General features: G+C 72.0%; 16 protein-coding genes. 8 read left to right on the top strand and 8 right to left on the bottom strand.

What is annotated here, in order from left to right:
- The first annotated feature begins 82 nt into the window (after window positions 1–82).
- Window positions 83–337 (top strand): hypothetical protein, encoded by a 255-nt coding sequence (locus ACIRU3_RS00420; RefSeq protein WP_404049268.1) that lies wholly within the window; start codon window positions 83–85, stop codon window positions 335–337.
- On the opposite strand, the gene ACIRU3_RS00415 is transcribed toward ACIRU3_RS00420, so the two are convergent.
- From ACIRU3_RS00415 to ACIRU3_RS00390, 6 genes are all read right to left on the bottom strand, one after another.
- The gene (locus ACIRU3_RS00415; RefSeq protein ID WP_404049265.1) at window positions 327–953 is read right to left on the bottom strand and encodes a hypothetical protein; all 627 of its coding nucleotides are present in this window, start codon (window positions 951–953) and stop codon (window positions 327–329) included. The genes ACIRU3_RS00420 and ACIRU3_RS00415 overlap by 11 nt on opposite strands.
- The gene (locus ACIRU3_RS00410; RefSeq protein WP_404049263.1) at window positions 940–2484 is read right to left on the bottom strand and encodes a substrate-binding domain-containing protein; all 1545 of its coding nucleotides are present in this window, start codon (window positions 2482–2484) and stop codon (window positions 940–942) included. Before ACIRU3_RS00410 ends, ACIRU3_RS00415 begins: the two co-directional genes overlap by 14 nt.
- On the bottom strand, window positions 2481–3707 hold the full coding sequence (locus ACIRU3_RS00405) for a toxic anion resistance protein (RefSeq protein WP_404049260.1): 1227 nt from the start codon (window positions 3705–3707) through the stop codon (window positions 2481–2483). Before ACIRU3_RS00405 ends, ACIRU3_RS00410 begins: the two co-directional genes overlap by 4 nt.
- Window positions 3704–4786, bottom strand: coding sequence for a hypothetical protein (locus tag ACIRU3_RS00400; RefSeq protein WP_404049257.1), 1083 nt, complete (start codon window positions 4784–4786; stop codon window positions 3704–3706). The genes ACIRU3_RS00405 and ACIRU3_RS00400 overlap by 4 nt, the downstream gene beginning before the upstream one ends.
- 292 nt (window positions 4787–5078) lie before the next feature.
- On the bottom strand, window positions 5079–5498 hold the full coding sequence (locus ACIRU3_RS00395; protein WP_404049254.1) for a hypothetical protein: 420 nt from the start codon (window positions 5496–5498) through the stop codon (window positions 5079–5081).
- 98 nt (window positions 5499–5596) lie between these two features.
- Window positions 5597–6808, bottom strand: a complete 1212-nt coding sequence (locus tag ACIRU3_RS00390) for a pyridoxal phosphate-dependent aminotransferase (RefSeq protein ID WP_404049251.1) — start codon at window positions 6806–6808, stop codon at window positions 5597–5599.
- A 126-nt stretch (window positions 6809–6934) separates the two neighbouring features.
- Between ACIRU3_RS00390 and ACIRU3_RS00385 the strand changes: the two genes are divergently transcribed.
- From ACIRU3_RS00385 to ACIRU3_RS00375, 3 genes are all read left to right on the top strand, one after another.
- Complete coding sequence (locus tag ACIRU3_RS00385; RefSeq protein WP_404049249.1) at window positions 6935–7624, top strand: hypothetical protein; 690 nt, start codon at window positions 6935–6937, stop codon at window positions 7622–7624.
- Between the two features lie 97 nt (window positions 7625–7721).
- Window positions 7722–8333: a DUF1707 domain-containing protein gene (locus ACIRU3_RS00380; RefSeq protein WP_404049246.1), complete on the top strand. Its 612-nt coding sequence runs from the start codon at window positions 7722–7724 to the stop codon at window positions 8331–8333.
- A 139-nt stretch (window positions 8334–8472) separates the two neighbouring features.
- Entirely contained in the window at window positions 8473–9306 is an 834-nt protein-coding gene (locus ACIRU3_RS00375; RefSeq protein ID WP_404049243.1) for a trypsin-like serine peptidase, read from the top strand.
- An 18-nt stretch (window positions 9307–9324) separates the two neighbouring features.
- Here the strand turns inward: ACIRU3_RS00375 and ACIRU3_RS00370 are convergent, their stop codons facing one another.
- Entirely contained in the window at window positions 9325–10935 is a 1611-nt protein-coding gene (locus ACIRU3_RS00370) for an amidohydrolase family protein (RefSeq protein ID WP_404049241.1), read from the bottom strand.
- Window positions 10936–10943: 8 nt separating this feature from the next.
- Window positions 10944–12221, bottom strand: coding sequence for an alanine racemase (locus ACIRU3_RS00365; protein ID WP_404049238.1), 1278 nt, complete (start codon window positions 12219–12221; stop codon window positions 10944–10946).
- A gap of 149 nt (window positions 12222–12370) precedes the next feature.
- On the opposite strand from ACIRU3_RS00365, the gene ACIRU3_RS00360 reads away from it, so the two are divergent.
- The 4 genes from ACIRU3_RS00360 to ACIRU3_RS00345 all read left to right on the top strand — a co-directional run bounded on the left by ACIRU3_RS00360 (window position 12371) and on the right by ACIRU3_RS00345 (window position 16268).
- Window positions 12371–13492 carry a sugar kinase gene (locus ACIRU3_RS00360; protein ID WP_404049235.1) on the top strand — a complete coding sequence of 374 codons (1122 nt, stop codon included), beginning with the start codon at window positions 12371–12373 and terminating at the stop codon, window positions 13490–13492.
- The gene (locus ACIRU3_RS00355; protein ID WP_404049232.1) at window positions 13489–14250 is read left to right on the top strand and encodes an IclR family transcriptional regulator; all 762 of its coding nucleotides are present in this window, start codon (window positions 13489–13491) and stop codon (window positions 14248–14250) included. The genes ACIRU3_RS00360 and ACIRU3_RS00355 overlap by 4 nt, the downstream gene beginning before the upstream one ends.
- The gene (locus ACIRU3_RS00350) at window positions 14250–14660 is read left to right on the top strand and encodes a RidA family protein (protein WP_404049230.1); all 411 of its coding nucleotides are present in this window, start codon (window positions 14250–14252) and stop codon (window positions 14658–14660) included. The genes ACIRU3_RS00355 and ACIRU3_RS00350 overlap by 1 nt, the downstream gene beginning before the upstream one ends.
- Before the next feature lie 132 nt (window positions 14661–14792).
- Window positions 14793–16268, top strand: coding sequence for a GntP family permease (locus tag ACIRU3_RS00345; protein WP_404049227.1), 1476 nt, complete (start codon window positions 14793–14795; stop codon window positions 16266–16268).
- Window positions 16269–16281 lie beyond the last annotated feature (13 nt).

Below are 16281 nucleotides of genomic sequence, written 5' to 3'. Positions count from 1 at the left end.
CCCGGCCGCGCGCGCCGCCTTGCCCACCGGATCTTCACACCTGTTCCATGGCCTTCACCGGCGTCTCACCGACACCGGTGAGGTGCCCAGCTCGGCCTGTGGGGGCACGTTCACCGCCCAGGGCAAGGCCCTGCCCGAGCGGGCCACGCTCACCGTGAAGCGCACGGACCGGCTCGGCACGGGCACCCTGTCCTCGGTGACCGTCGCCGCCGACGGCACGTTCACCATCGCCGACCTGCCGCGGACCCGGCGTTCGGTGACCTTCACGGTCAGCCGGCCGGACGACGACCTGCGCACGGGCTCGACGGCGTCGGCGACGGTGAACGTCACGCGCTGAGTCCGCCGTCGCGGTTCCCGCCCCGGTCCTCCAGGTACCGGGTGTGGGACTCCTGGCGGCGGGCCTCGGCCTCCCCGAGTTCCGCCGCCAGCCGCTCCGCCTCCTGCCGCAGCAGGCCCAGCTGCCGTTCCAGATGCCGCTCGGGCGGTTCGGTGCCGGGCGCCAGCCGGGTCCACCACCGGGTCCGTACGAAGGTGTCGACGGCCTCGGGGACGTCCTGCCGCACCGCCCGGGAGACGGCGTGCACACCCTCCGGGTCCTGGGCGAGCGCCTCGGCGACCCAGCCGGGCTCCAGCAACGCGGCCAGCAGATCGGTCAGTTCGGTGAGCCGGGCGGCGAGGGCGGGCGGCAGATCGATGCCGGCCAGATAGCCGCCGAGCTTCGCGAAGTCCTCGCGCACCGCGTCCAGCTGCGCCGACGGGTCCGGGAAGTCGGGCAGGGCCGGCCGCTCCGGCGGGGCGATCAGCGCGCCCGCGCCGTAGAGCCCGGCCACCACCACGGGCCAGTACGGGCCCGCGACCCCGGTGAACGTCAGCACCAGGCCGAGCAGCCCGCAGGCGCCGCCGGCCAGGTTCTTGCGGGACTCGAGATAGCCGAGGACCTTACTGGTAGCCACGGATCTCCTCGAAGGCGCCGTCCAGCGAGCCCTGCCGGGCGTCGAAGAGGCGGCCGCCGGTCAGGTCGGCGATGCGTGCCAGCTCCGAGCGGTCGGAGTCGCCGAAAAGGATCGGGAAGACGGGGATGTCCCGCCGGGCGCCGGTGAGCCGGCGGTAGAAGTCGTCGAAGTCCCTTGCCTTCGCGCCCGCGGTGTTCTCGCCGTCGGTCATCAGCACGATCGAGGTGAAGGTGTCGCGATCGGCGCCGAGGTGCCCGTAGGCCTTCTCCAGCGAGGTGTAGATCGCGGTGTTGCCGTCGGCCTCGAGCGCCTCGGTGTCCCGCCGGATGGCGTCCGCTCCGCCCTTCGGGTTCCCGGGGTCCACGACGTGCGTCCGTACGCTCTTCACGTCCGAGCCGAACGGCATCAGCGTGACCTCCTCACGGTCGCGGAAGTCGCCGGTGAGCCCGGAGAGCGCCGTCTTCAGCGCCGCCAGCCGGTCGCCCTCCATCGAGCCGGAGGTGTCGAGGACGTACACGGTGCGGGAGGGGCGGCGCAGCTCGTTCTCGTAGGAGTGGAGGAGACCGTCGGCGACGGAACGGCTGCCCGGGAAGGGCAGTTCGCGCCGCCGGCCGGTGTCCAGGCCGGACGCGGGCGGCACCGAGGCGACGACCGGCCGGCGGTGGGTGGTGCCGGTGATGAGCTTCTGCACGGCATCGGTGCGCAGGTCCGCGGTCACCTTGCGGACGTCCTCACGGGTGCGGGCGTCGGTCGCGGTGAGCGAGGAGAAGGGGTAGTCGGCCGTGACGACGCCGTCGCGGGGGTGGATCACGGTCAGACCCGGGATGCCCTTGAGGACGGATTCGTAGTTGAGCAGGGCGTCCACGGTGCCGCGCCGCCTGTAGGCCGTCGCCAGCCAGCCGGAGGAACCCGAGGTCAGCTTCTGGCCCTTGAAGAACTCCTTCAGCCTCGGCGTGGCCTTGGCGACGTCCGCGTCCGTCAGCGCGGACTGGGCTCCGGACAGGGCCGAGGCGACCGAGACGAGGGTGGAGAAACCGGAGTTGGAGCGGGCCGGGTCGGTCATGCCGTAGGTCAGCCTCCCGTCCTGCACGGCCTGCTCGATCTGCGACCAGGTGACCTGCTCGGGCTTCCAGCCCAGGGTCTGGACGGTGGCCGGCTTGACGCCGATCGCGACCGGGCTGGACATGACCGGCGTCTCGGAGAGCACCTTCTTCGCCGCGTCGGGGCGCAGCCGCAGATAGTCGTCCGAGGACAGCCACAGCGCGTCGTACGCCCCGTCGGCCTTGCCCCGGGCGAGCAGGTCGACGGCGTCCAGGGTGCCCATGTAGGTGGGGCGGATCGTGACGCCGGTGTCCTTGCGGACGCGGTCGAAGACGGCGGTCATGTCGCTGAGTTCGCTGGAGGCGAGAACACGGAGGGTGCCGGGCTTCGGGGCGGAGGTGTCGTCCTGCTGCTCCTCTGCCGTGCAGGCGGTGAGGAGGGCGGCCGTCGTGGCGAGCAGGGCCAGTACGCGTGCGGTCCGTCTCGTCATGCCGTTCCGCCCTCCAGCGCGCCCTGGGACCGGCTGCGCTCCAGGTACGTGCTCGCGTTCTGCAGCTCGTCCGTCAGGGACCGGACCGTCGAGGCCATCACCTCGGTCGCCTGCACCTTGTAGGTGTCGATGGCGTCGAGCGTGCGGTAGATCTGCTGGAACGCCGACCGCAGCGTCTCCGCGCCGACGGCCGGGTCGGCGGCGATGCGCTGGATCTCGCCGCTCTGGGTGGTGAGCATGTCCGCGTTGGCCCGGATGAGGTCCTCGGTCGTGCCGCGCAGCGCGTTGACCTGCTCGATCACCTTCTTCTGGTTGTCCAGGGCGGAGGCCAGCATCACGGAGATGCGCAGGGCCGAGACGGTGGTCGTGGCGGCCCGGTCGACACCCTTGATCAGCTCGTCGTTGTTGCGGCGTACGACGTCCATGGCGAGGTAGCCCTGTGCGCACACCGCGAGCTGGGTGAGCAGGTCCTGGTGCTTCTGCCGGACCGGGAAGAGCACGTCGGCGCGCAGCGTGTCGGCGGCCTGCGGATCGGCCGGCTCGATGCCGGTGATGTGCTCCTCGACGGCCGTGTCGAGGGCAGCGGTGAGGACGACGTACTCCTGGAGCTTGCCCATGGTCTCCCACAGGCGGACCCGCTCGGTCTGCAACGCGGCGCTGTCCCGCCGCAGTTCGTCCTGGCCGCCGCGCAGCGAGCCCACGATCCTGTTCAACGTGCCTTGTGCGGAGGCGTACTTGGCGACGTGGTCACGCAGCTTGTTGCCGCCGGGCAGTTTGGAGAGGAACTTGCGTCCCCTGCTCGCGGGCAGGTCGCGCGGGTCCAGGTCCTCGACGACCCGGCGGAGTTCCACCAGCGAGCCGGCGACCTTCGACTGGGCGTCCCCGCCCTTGTCGGGCAGGCTGCGCACGGTGCGTTCCAGCATACGGTTGGACTGGGCCGCGGCGGTGCGCATCTCGCCGGCGCCGAGGGCGGTGATCTCGCCCACCTTGCCCGCGAACTCGGGTGAGCGGGCGTCGAGCGAGGCGAGCCCCTCGACATAGGCGGCGGCCTTGCGCGCCATGTCGGCACGGACGCCGTCCTCGACGGGCACGAGCCCGCCGGCCTTCTCCCGGGGCACGGGTGCGACGGCCTCGGGCGGGGTGAGGGAGAACTCGGCGTCGCTCGGCGGTGTGAGCGTGAACTCGTTGTCCTTGCTGGTCACTTGCTGGTTCCCCCCGGTCATCCGCGCGCCCGGCGGGCCATCTCGTGCAGCACCGCGGAGGTGGGCACGGGCGCCTGCCGGACGCCGGTCAGCTGCTGGTTGAGGTAGGCGGTGCGGTCCGCGGTGGCCGCGACGAACTCGGCGGCGTCGCCCTGCGGCCGGAATCCGTGCCGGACGGCGAGCCCCCGCAGGGTGGGGTCGGTGCTGAGGAGTTCCCCGAGCGCCCGGCCTTTCGCGTCGAGCGGTACGACGGTGTGGTCGCTGTTGACCGTGGTGTCCGGGTAGAGGACCACGAGGTCGTCCGGGCCGGAACCGTGCTGTTCGGCGAGCAGCGAGGCGACCTGCGACTCGTACACCAGCACCAGCGGGTTTCCGGCGCCGCTGATGAAGTCCCGGAAGACCGCGTCCGAGCTGGACTGCTGGGCGCCCTGGACGCTGACCAGCTGGTGCAGCAGGGGTGCGGTGCGCTCGATGTCGGCCTTGCCCGCGGCCACCTTGCCGCCGTTCGCGACGTAGGAGGCGGCGGCGAGGTAGAGGGCGCCGGAGTTGGAGCTCTCCGGGTCGGTGCTCGCGATGTAGAGGGTGCCGGTCAGCTCCCCGTGCCGCGAGGCGCCCTTGAGCTGCTGCCAGGTGCGGTCGTGCCGGGCGGCGTCCAGGTACGCGCCCATCTTCAGCGTGCCGCGGCTCCGGCCGTCGAGTACGGCGAGTCCGTTGGCCTTCAGCACCTCGGCCGCGCTGCGGTGGGCCACGACCACGAGCGGCGAGTAGAAGGGCCGGGGCAGCGGCTCCTGCACGTGGTACTTGGCGGCCAGCTGACGGGCCGGCGCCTGGCTGGAAGGGAAGGCGAAGTCGTACCCCTTGAGGTCCAGGCCCTCCATGGCCCAGGACCCCGAAGCCTCCGTCTTCACGGTGTAGCCCTTGGCGGCGAGGGCCTTCACCACGTCGGGATCGGCGAAGAAGTCGGCCTTCTCCGATCCGATCACTCCACGCACGGTCTTCGTTGCCGTGCCCTTGTCCTCACCGTGCCGCCCCGCGACGACGGCAGCCACCACGCCGCCGATCAGCAGGACCGCGAGGACTATTCCCGCGATACGTCTCACGCGGGGGAGCGTGCTCCCGGAATCCGACATTCCCCGATTCGGGCGGTGAACGGGGGGTGACATACCGGCCCCGGCACTGCAACGCCCCCGAGGGGCGCGGGACCGAGTCGACATGCGGCTCCGCCGCGTGGGCGCGACAAGCCACGAACGGCCGGCAGTCGCAGTACGAGACGAACCCCTACGGCGAGACGTATCTCGGCTCTCGGCTCAAGCCAACGCCGTGTGTGGCGCCCGGTCCGCGCGTCGCTGCGGGTGCACGCGGACCGGGGCCGTTCGGGGGCCCCGGGCGGGGTCAGCGGGCCGTGCTCAGTTCCTTCGGACCGGCCAGGGCGGCGGCGTGCGCGTCCATGCGTTCGGCCGCGAGGATGGCCGCCGCGGTGTCCGCCCGGGAGGCGGCGACGACCAGGGCGCGGCCCGCGAGCGCGTGCGCCCGCTGGTGCAGGGGCTCGGGCGTGCCGGTGGCGGAGGGGGTCGCCCGCAGCGGTGCGCGCCCGCCCCGGAGCCGGGTCACCTGTCCGGCGAGCCGCTCGGCGGCCGCGTCCAGGTCGGCGGACGGGGCCAGGGTGCGCAGGTCGTCGGTGACGGCGAGCAGCGCGGAGAGGTGTCCGGCCAGCTGGATGTCCAGCTCCTCCTCGCGCGACCGGTGGGGGAAGTCGGAAGGGGTGCCGGCCATCGTGCTGTGGACCGACTTGGTGCGGATCGGTTCGTACATGGGGATGGCCTCCTGTGCTCTGACAGGAAACCATCCTAGCTTGGATTTCGTCTAAAGTTGAGCCGGGTCACGGATTGCGGTTCGCCGCTCTCCGTCCGCTACGGCTGGCCGTACCCGTCCAGGAAGTTTCCGATCCGGGTCACCGCGTCCCTGAGATCACCGGCGGCCGGCAGGGTCACCACCCGGAAGTGGTCCGGTTCGGGCCAGTTGAAGCCGGTGCCCTGGACGACCATGATCTTCTCCTGGCGCAGCAGGTCGAGCACCATCCGCCGGTCGTCCTTGATCTTGAAGACCTGGGGGTCGAGGCGCGGGAAGAGATACAGCGCGCCCTTGGGGCGGACGCAGCTCACGCCCGGGATCTGGGTGAGCAGGTCGTAGGCGACGTCCATCTGCTCCTTCAGCCGGCCGCCCGGCAGCACCAGGTCGTTGATCGACTGGCGTCCGCTGAGCGCGGCGACCACTCCGTGCTGGCCCGGCATGTTGGCGCACAGCCGCATGTTCGCCAGGATCGTCAGGCCCTCGATGTAGGAGTCGGCGTGGGCGCGCGGGCCGGAGATCGACATCCAGCCGACCCGGTAGCCGGCCACCCGGTAGGCCTTGGACATGCCGTTGAAGGTGAGGGTGAGCAGATCGGGGGCGATCTTCGCGGTCGGGGTGTGCGTGGCGCCGTCGTAGAGGATCTTGTCGTAGATCTCGTCGGAGCAGACCAGCAGGTTGTGCCGGCGGGCGATGTCGGTCAGCCCCTTGAGCATCGCCTCGTCGTAGACCGCGCCCGTCGGGTTGTTCGGGTTGATGATGACGATCGCCTTGGTGCGGTCGGTGACCTTGCGCTCGACGTCGGCGAGGTCGGGCATCCAGTCGGACTGCTCGTCGCAGCGGTAGTGCACCGCCGTACCGCCGGACAGGGAGACGGCCGCCGTCCACAGCGGGTAGTCGGGGGCCGGTACGAGCACCTCGTCGCCGTCGTCCAGCAGGCCCTGCATCGCCATCACGATCAGCTCGGAGACGCCGTTGCCGATGAAGACGTGCTCGACGTCCGTCTCGATGCCGAGGGTCTGGTTGTGCATGACGACCGCGCGGCGGGCGGCCAGCAGGCCCTTGGCGTCGCCGTAGCCGTGCGCCGTGGAGACGTTGCGCAGGATGTCCTCGAGGATCTCCGGCGGGCACTCGAAGCCGAAGGCGGCGGGGTTGCCGGTGTTGAGCTTCAGGATGCGGTGACCGGCCGCCTCCAGCCGCATCGCCTCCTCGAGCACCGGACCCCGGATCTCGTAACAGACGTTGGCGAGCTTGGTCGACTGGATCACCTGCATGTCCGTGAGCTTACGGCCCGGTATTGCCTCACGGGTCGTGTTTTCCACCACGTGAGACTCGGAGGTTTGTGCTGTTATCGCCGGTAGCTGTCTCAGTAGTCACTTGCGTCTCTAGAATCCGCCGCCATGTCCACCGAACGCGACCATGGGGTGGGGGCGCACGACGCGCACGGAGCGGACGCCGGGCCTCCCGGCCGGCCGAACGTGTACCGACCGCAGCCCGGCCCGGCCCCGTCCTACGCGGAGTACGCCGATCCCGCCGCCGCCCACGGCTGGCAGAACGCCTACGACGAGACGGCCGAGCTGCCCGCGGTGCAGGTGCCCGCGGCGCCGGCGCCGCGCGAACCCGTCGAGGGCCGTGCCGACCGCCGGCGGCAGCAGCGGCGCACGGGCGGCCGCCGCCGGAGGGTGATCCTTGCCAGCACCCTCGGCGCCGCCGGAACGGTCGCGGTGATCGCCGTGCTGGCGGGCGGCTCGGATTCCCCCGGCCCGGACAGGTCCGGTCCGGCGGGCGGCGCACGCGTCGGCGCCGGTGACCCCGCCACGGCGAGCCCGCGCACGGACACCGGCTCCCCGGCCGTGACCGCCCCGACGGCCGGCGGTGTGTCCCGGCCGGCCGCACCCTCCGGCTCCCCGGCCGCCGACGTGTCCCGGCCGCGGGCGAGCGGCGGGCCGGCCGCCTCGGCCTCCGCTCCGGCCACGACGGCGTCCGGCCCCTCCGCGTCCGCCGGTACGGATGCGAGCCCGACGACCTCCGCGTCCTCCTCCCCACGCGGCTGGAAGCACGGTCACGGCGGCGGACGGAACCACCACTGACCGGCCGGCGACGACTCCGCGCCAACCATGGGCCAGTACCGGCCACTTGGCCGGCCGGTGCGCGGCGCCGGTCCGCCCGGCGGTGAGACTTGCCTGCATGACCGAGCACGTGCGCCCCTCTGGCGCCCGAGAGCCGGCATCCTCTTCCGGTCTGCTCGCCTCCGACGAGGACCGCGAGCGTGTCGTCGAGCGGGTGCGCGCGGCCGTGGCGGACGGCCGGCCGGCGCTGAGCGAGCTGGACGGCCGCCTCGGACAGGTCCACGAGGCCCGGACGTTCGGCGAGCCCGCGGTCGCCGCAGGCGGGCTGCCCGAACCCGGGCCCAGGGACTCGCTGCTGGTGGACCGGGCGCCCACCTCCCGTTTCGCGCTGGGCATGTTCGGCGGCTTCGCGCGCGAGTGCGGGTGGGTCGCCCCCGGACGGTTCACCGCCTGGTCGATGTGGGGCGGCGGCAGGATCGCTCCGAGCGAGGCCCGCTTCACCGCTCGGGAGACCGTGATCCGGGCGGTCGCGCTCTGGGGTGGCACCGGGATCGTCGTCCCGGACGCCATCGCCATCGCCATCGCCATCGACATCGCCATCGAGGTCAGGGGCTTCGGGCTGTTCGGTGTGTTCAAACGGCGCGGCGCCCGCAAGGTGGAACGGCCCGGTGCCCCGCGCGTGGTCATCAAGGGGGCCGGCCCTGTTCGCTGCCGTCGTCACGAAGCCTAAGGCGGTCGCTCCGCACAGGGAAACCCCTATGGCCTGAGCCGGCTTCTTGTTCCCGCCCCCCTCCTGCGCTGACAATGCGCATGACAATCGAGTGGCCGGAAGCACTCCGGTCGCCCAAGTCGTAAGAGGGGACCCCCACATGAACAAGCCTCTCCTGGCCGCGCTCTCCGCTCTGGCGATAGCCGGGCTCGGTGCGACCCCCGCGGTCGCCGCACCGCAGGGCAAGGCGGCCAAGGCGGTGACCGTCACCTTCGCCGGGACCGTCTCGCTCAGCAACTGCTCCGGCTCGGTCATCCGCTTCCCCAACTCCGCGGACAGCGACCCGGCGCTCGTGATGACCAACGGCCACTGCCTGGAGACCGGTTTCCCGGAGCCGGGCGAGGTCATCACCGGCCAGTCCTCCAGCCGCACCTTCGGCCTGCTGAACTCCTCCGGCGCGAAGGTCGCCACGCTCCGCGCCAACCAGGTCGTCTACTCGACCATGACGGACACGGACGTCACGATCTACCGGCTGACCACGACCTACGCGGCGATCAAGAGCTCGTACGGCATCAGCCCGCTCACCGTGCAGGACACGCACCCGACCGCCGGTACCGCCATCAAGGTCGTCTCCGGCTACTGGAAGCGGATCTACAGCTGCAACGCCGACGGGTTCGTCTACCGGCTCAAGGAGGGCGACTGGACCTGGAAGGACTCGCTGCGTTACACCTCCGCCTGCAACACCATCGGCGGCACCTCCGGCTCCCCGGTGATCGACACCACCACGGGCAAGGTCGTCGCCGTCAACAACACGGGCAACGAGGACGGCGAGCGCTGCACCGAGAACAACCCCTGCGAGGTCGACGAGAGCGGCAAGGTCACCGTCCGCCAGGGCATCAACTACGCCGAGGAGACCTACCAGATCCCGGCCTGCTTCACGACCGGCAACAAGCTCAACCTGAGCGCCTCCGGCTGCACCCTGCCCAAGCCGTAGTCCCTCCCGGCCGGGCGGTCACACCGGTGTCCGGCGGACCGCCCGGCCCGCCAGTACGTCCGTACGGCGGCCGTCCTCGATGACGAATCGGCCGTCGACCAGGACGTACGGGATCCCGGTCGGGAGAGTGCGGGGCTCGGCGAAGGTGGCCCCGGGTGCGACCGTGTCCGGGTCGAACAGGACCAGGTCGGCCCGGTAGCCCTCGCGCACCAGCCCGCGGTCCGGCAGTCGCAGCCGGGCCGCGGGCCGCGCGGTCAGATGCGCGACACACTCCTCCAGCGTCAGCACGCCCGACTCCCGTGCGTAGTGGCCGAGATAGCGGGGGAAGGTGCCGTAGGCCCGCGGGTGCGGTTTGGCGCCCCGCAGGATGCCGTCCGAGCCGCCGGTGTGCGTGCGGTGCCGCATGATCGCGCGGACGTTCTCCTCGTGGCCGACGTGCTGGAGGATCGTCGTACCGAGCCGGTCCTCGGCCAGCAGCCGGCGGGCGGTCGTCCAGGGGCTCTCGCCGCGCAGGTCCGCCGACTCCCGGACGGTGCGGCCGACATGGTCCGCCAGCTCCGCGGCGGTCACACCGGAGATCTCGATCGTCTCCCACTGCACGGGCACGCCGTGGCAGCCGTCCGAGCCGGTCACCTCCAGGTCGTGCCGGATCCGCTCGGCCGTCGCCGGGTCGGTGAGCCGGGCCAGGATCCGCTCCGGACCTCCCTCGCTCGCCCAGCTCGGCAGCAGCGCGGCCAGGGTGGTGCAGCCGGGCGTGTAGGGGTAGGTGTCCAGCGTGATGTCGGCGCCGGAGTCCAGGGCCTCGTCGAGCAGGGCCAGCAGTTCGGGCGCCCGGCCCTTGTTCACGCCGAAGTTCATCGTCGCGTGCGCCAGGTGCAGCGGACAGCCCGCCTCCCGGGTCAGCGCCACCATCTCGGCGTAGGCCTCCAGGGCGCCGGCGCCGTAGGAGCGGTGGTGCGGGCAGTAGTAGCCGCCGTACTCCGCCACCACCCGGCACAGCTCGGTCAGTTCCGCGTCCTCGGCGTACATCCCGGGCGTGTACGTGAGCCCCGAGGACAGGCCGACCGCGCCCTGCTCCAGGCCCTCCGCGACCAGCTGCCGCATCCGGTCCAGCTCCCGGGGCGTGGCCGCACGGTCCTCCCAGCCGACGGCGAGCGCGCGGACCGTGCCCTGGGGGACGAGATAGGCGGCGTTGACGGCGACGCCCCGGTCCAGGCGGTCGAGATACTCGCCGACCGTCCGCCAGTCCATGTCGATGTCGTCGCCGTACCCGTTCCAGCCGGTGATCGCCCGCCGGACCTCCTCCAGGGTGCGGTCGTCCACCGGCGCGTACGAGAGACCGTCCTGGCCGACGACTTCGAGCGTGACCCCCTGCGCGGCCTTCGCGCTGTGGTCGGGGTCGCGCAGCAGGGCGAGGTCGGAGTGGGCGTGCATGTCGATGAAGCCGGGGGAGAGGACGAGCCCCTCCGCGTCCAGCTCCCGCCGGGCGCCGGGCCGCTGGCAGCCCGCCGCCGCGGCCTCCTTGACGATCGAGACGATCCGGCCGCCGTCGACCACGACATCGGCGCGGTAGGAGTCCGCACCGCTGCCGTCGACGACGTCCGCGTCACGGATGACCAGGTCCTCCACGGTGCTCCTCAGAAGAACGTACGGATGTAGTCGACGACGGTCCCGTCCGCCTCGGCCACCGGGATCAGCTGCCACTTGTCGAAGGACGTGCAGGGGTGGGACAGCCCGAGCCCGATCCAGTCGCCCACCTCCAGATCCGCCTCCGCCGTCGTACGCAGCCAGGCGTGCTGGTCCGACAGGCCGGTCACCGAGACGCCCGCGGCCGCACGCTCGATGCCGTCCCGGCGGATCACCTGGGCGTCGGGGAGGTCCAGGTCGTAGGCCGCGTCGCGCTTGCCCGCGTTGGCGAAGGCCTGCTCGGGGGCGGGGCGGGAGACGATCTGTGCCCACAGACGGAAGGCGGGCTCCAGGGCGCCCTCCTCGGGGACACGGGCGAACGGGGTGAGCCTGCGGTAGTGCCCGTCGTCGTGCGAGACGTACGCGCCCGAGCGCAGCAGCTTCAAGGCGGGCAGCGAGAGTTCGGGAAGCTCCGCGAACACCTCGGCCACCGCGTCGAACCACGCGCTGCCGCCCGCGCTCACCACGATCTCGTCCGCCGCCGCGAACCGGCCGCCCTTGTCGAAGTCGGCGGCCAGCGCCGTGAGCCGCCGCAGATAGGCCGTCACCCGCTCGGGGTCGGCCTTCGGGACCTCGCCCTCGTAGCCCGCGACCCCGACCAGGCGCAGCGTCCCTGCGGCGGCCACGGCGTCGGCGACCGCGGCGCACTCCGCCTCGGTGCGCACGCCGGTGCGGGCATCCTCGCCGGCCGCCAGCTCCACCACGACGTCCACCGGGCGGGCGGCGCCGCGCAGTGCCGTGTCCATCAGCTCGACCCCGCGCACGGAGTCGACGTAACAGACGAAACGGAAGTCGGGGTCGGTCGCCAGGTCGGCGGCGACACGGCGCAGCGCGGCCGGGTCCACGAGTTCGTTGGCCAGGAAGATCCGCGCGATCCCGAACGCCCGTGCCACCCAGACCTGGTGCGGCACCGCGAGCGTGATGCCCCACGCCCCGTGCTCGATCTGGCGCCGGAAGAGCTGGGGTGCCATGGAGGTCTTGCCGTGCGGGGCGAAGGCGAGGCCGTGCCGGGCCGTGTACGTCTCCATGAGCTGCAGGTTGTGCTCAAGGCGCTCGGCGGAGAGCGCGAGCACGGGCGTGCTGAAGCCGTCGGTGAACAGGTTGCGGCGCTGGGCGGCCAGCTCGGCGACGGTCAGGCCCACGGCGTCCGGCGGGAGGCCCTTGAAGCGGTGGTCGACCCGTTCCTCGGTGAGGCGGGCGAGCGCTTCGGTGCCGGTGTCACGGGCCATCTCAGCCTCCTGATCTGGCGCGTTGCGCTTACTGCAACGCCCATTGCGTATGTCGCTTACTGCTGTCTAACATCTCGGCCAACACGGGGTCAACGAAGCCGCCGCCCGGCGGGACCGAACCCCGGGACCGACGAGGAGCCTCCCCCATCGTGACCGCCGACGGACACCCCAGCGCCGCCCCCGACGTCGTGGATGTCGTCGCGCTCGGCGAGTCCATGGTCACCTTCCTGCCGACCCGCCCCGGCCGCCTCGCCGACGTCCCCTCCTTCGACCGGACCATCGGCGGAGCCGAGTCCAACGTGGCCTGCGTACTGGCGGCCGCCGGCCACTCCACGCGGTGGGTGAGCCGGGTGGGGGCCGACGGTTTCGGGGAGCACCTGGCCGAGACCGTCGGCGGGTACGGCGTCGACGTCGCCCATGTGCGGCGGGACGCGGACCGGCCGACGGGCGTCTACTTCCGTACGGCGGCCGACCGGGCCACCGACGCGCACGAGGTGGCGTACTACCGGGCCGGATCGGCGGCTTCCGCGATGACCGTGGACAACGTGGACCTGGCGGCGCTTCGAGCCGCGCGCGTGCTGCACCTCTCCGGCATCACGGCGGCGCTGTCGGAGGAGTGCCTGGACCTCGTACGGCACCTCGTGAAGCCGGCCGCGGGGCGGCCGCTCATCTCCTTCGACGTCAACCACCGCCCGGGGCTGTGGCGGGACGCCGAGGGGGCGCGAGTGCTGCTGGAGCTGGCCCGGGACGCCGACCTCGTGTTCGTGGGGGAGGACGAGGCGGAGCAGGCATGGGGCGTCACGGGCGGTCCGGCCGCCGTCCGGCGGATGCTGCCCGAGCCGAAGCTGCTGGTGGTGAAGGAAGGGGCGCGCGGAGCGACGGCGTTCGAACGGGAGGACGGCGCCGGCGCCCGGCCGCTCCGCCCGGCCACGGACGGCCGTGCCGCCGGCCCGCGTACCGCGCCCGCGAACCCGCCCGTCCTCCAGCCCGCCCTGCACGTGGACGTCGTAGCGACGGTCGGCGCGGGAGATGCCTTCGCCGCCGGCTTTCTCTCCGCCACGCTGCGCGGACTCCCTCTCCGGGACCGGATCAGACACGGCCACCTCATGGCGGCGGCCACCCTCACCGTCCCCGGAGACCTCGCCGCCCCGCCCGCCCGGAGCCACGCCGACCGCCTGGCCGCCCTGGACGACGGGGCATGGGGGAGACTTCGACTCGGCCCCGGCTGGACGCAAGCCGACGAGGCCCCGGAGGAGGCGAACACCCCATGAGTCAGACCGTCGACCGCGCCCTGAGCATCCTGCCCCTGCTCGCCGAGGGCCCCGCCGACCTCGGCCAGGTCGCAGACCGGCTCGGCGTGCACAAGTCCACCGCGCTTCGCCTGCTGCGCACCCTGCACGAGCACGGCCTGGTCTACCGGCAGTCCGACCAGCGCTACCGGCTCGGCGCCCGTCTCTTCGCCCTCGCCCAGGAGGCGATGGAGAACCTCGACATCCGCGAGATCGCGCACCCCCACCTCGTACGCCTCAACGAGAGTTGCGGCCACACCGTGCACCTCGCCGTCCACGAGGAGAACGAGGTGCTCTACATCGACAAGGTCGAGAGCCGGTACCCGGTCCGCATGTACTCGCGGATCGGCAAACCCGTCGCCATCACGGTCGCCGCCGTCGCCAAGCTGCTCCTGGCGGACCTGTCCGAACCCGAGCGCCGCGCCCTCGCGGACAAGCTCGACTACCCCCTGTACACGGCCCGTTCCACCCCCAACGCCCCTGCGTTCCTACGGGAGTTGGAGCAGGTGCGCGAACAGGGCTGGGCCACCGACCTCGGTGGCCACGAGGAGTCCATCAACTGCGTCGCGGCCCCCATCCGCGGCGCCGACGGCCGGGTGGTCGCCGCGATGTCGGTGTCCGCGCCGAACGTCGTCGTCACCGCCGAGGAACTCCTCACCCTGCTCCCGCAGGTGCGCCGTACCGCGGACGCGATCAGCGGCGAGTACTCCGGAAGAACGCCAGTGAAGGGCACCCCCTGATGACCGAGAAGATCGCGCTCACCCCGAAGACCCACACCACCCCGCCCGCGAAGTTCTCCCACGGTGTGAAGAAGGGCAACCTCCTCCAGGTCGCCGGCCAGGTCGGCTTCCTGCCCGCCGAGGAGGGCAAGCCCCCGACGCCGGCCGGTCCCACCCTGCGCGAGCAGACCCTCCAGACCCTCGCCAACGTCCGGGCGATCCTGGAGGAGGGCGGCGCGAGCTGGGACGACGTGATGATGATCCGCGTCTACCTCACCGACGTGGACCACTTCGCCGAGATGAACGAGATCTACAACACCTACTTCGAGGAGCAGGGCCTCACCCAGCCGCCCGCCGCCCGGACCACGGTCTACGTCGGTCTGCCCGCCGGCCTCCTCATCGAGATCGACGCGCTGGCCGTACTCGGCTGAACCCCTGACGGTCCCCACCTCTCGCACCTCTCGCACCTCCCGCACCTCCCGCACGGCACGGCACCCTTCGGGGCGCCGTGCCGCGATCCCCCCTGCCCGAAAGCACGATGCACTTACCCAGAGGACCCCCGCATGTCCTTTCCGCTCGCCGCCACCACCCCCGCCGCGCCACCCCACACCGGAGGCCTGCTCCTCCTCCTCGACGGCACCGCAGGACTGCTCACCGTCGCCGCCATAGGCATAGCCCTCCTGCTCTTCCTGATCATCAAGGTCCGGCTGCAGCCCTTCGTCGCCCTGCTCGCCGTCTCCATAGCCGTCGGCCTGCTCGCCGGCCTCTCGGTCACCGAACTCTTCGGCACCGTCCAGCGCTCCGACGCCGTCTCCACCATCGAGTCCGGCATGGGCGGCATCCTCGGCCATGTCGCGATCATCATCGGACTCGGCACGATGCTCGGCGCGATCCTCGAGGTCAGCGGTGGCGCCGAGGTGCTCGCCTCCCGTCTGCTCGGCCTGTTCGGCGAGCGGCGGGCGCCGCTCGCGATGGGCATGACCGGCCTGATCTTCGGCATCCCGGTCTTCTTCGACGTCGGCATCTTCGTCCTCGCGCCGCTGGTCTACGCGGCCGCCAAGCGCTCCGGCAAGTCGATCCTGCTCTACTGCCTGCCGCTCCTCGCGGGCCTGTCGATGACCCACGCCTTCCTGCCCCCGCACCCCGGTCCGGTGGCCGCCGCCGGTCTTCTCCACGTCCAGCTGGGCTGGGTCATCCTCATGGGCGTCGTCTGCGGCATCCCCGCCGTCCTGGCCGCCTGGGCGTTCTCCGCCTGGATCGGCAGGCGGATCTTCGTCGCCGTCCCGCAGGACATGGTGGAGGCCGCGGACGAGGCCAAGCGGGCGGTCGTGGAGGAGCAGCGAAGGGCCGGGGTCGCGCCGCAGGAGAAGCCGGTGCCGCTCGGCACCGTCCTCGCCATCATCGGTACGCCACTCGTCCTCATCCTCGCCGCCACCTTCTCCTCGATCGCCCTCGACCCCTCCACCGGCCGCTCGGTGATCGAGTTCTTCGGCAGCCCGTTCGTCGCCCTCACCCTCGCCCTGCTGCTCGCCTACTACCTGCTCGGCATCCGGCGCGGCTGGTCCCGCAAGTCCCTCGAAGCCGTGTCGACCTCGTCCCTCAAGCCGGTCGGCAACATCCTGCTGGTGGTCGGCGCGGGCGGCGTCTTCGGCGCGATCCTCAAGGCGAGCGGCGTCGCGCAGGCCCTCTCCGACACCTTCAACGGCGTCGGTCTGCCGGTGATCGTGCTGGCGTACCTGATCTCGCTGGTGCTGCGGGTCGCCCAGGGCTCGGCCACGGTCGCGATCGTGACCACGGCCGGCATCGTCGCCCCGCTCCTCGCCGAGGGCCACCACTCCCAGGCCTTCGTCGCCCTCGTCATCATGGCCATCTCGGCCGGCTCCATCTTCGCCTCGCACGTCAACGACGGAGGCTTCTGGATGGTCGCCAAGTACTTCGGCATCACCGAACGCGACACGCTGCGGACCTGGACGGTGCTGGAGTCGGTGCTGTCGGTGGCGGGGTTCGTGGTGGCGGGGGTGGTGAGCCTGTTCGTGTAGGCGGGCAGTGGCG

Source organism: Streptomyces sp. NPDC101151, from assembly GCF_044768335.1.
In the GTDB taxonomy this organism is placed as follows: Bacteria; Actinomycetota; Actinomycetes; order Streptomycetales; family Streptomycetaceae; genus Streptomyces.
The sequence above is the reverse complement of the archived record's forward strand: the minus strand, read 5'-3'. Positions and strand labels throughout refer to the sequence as shown.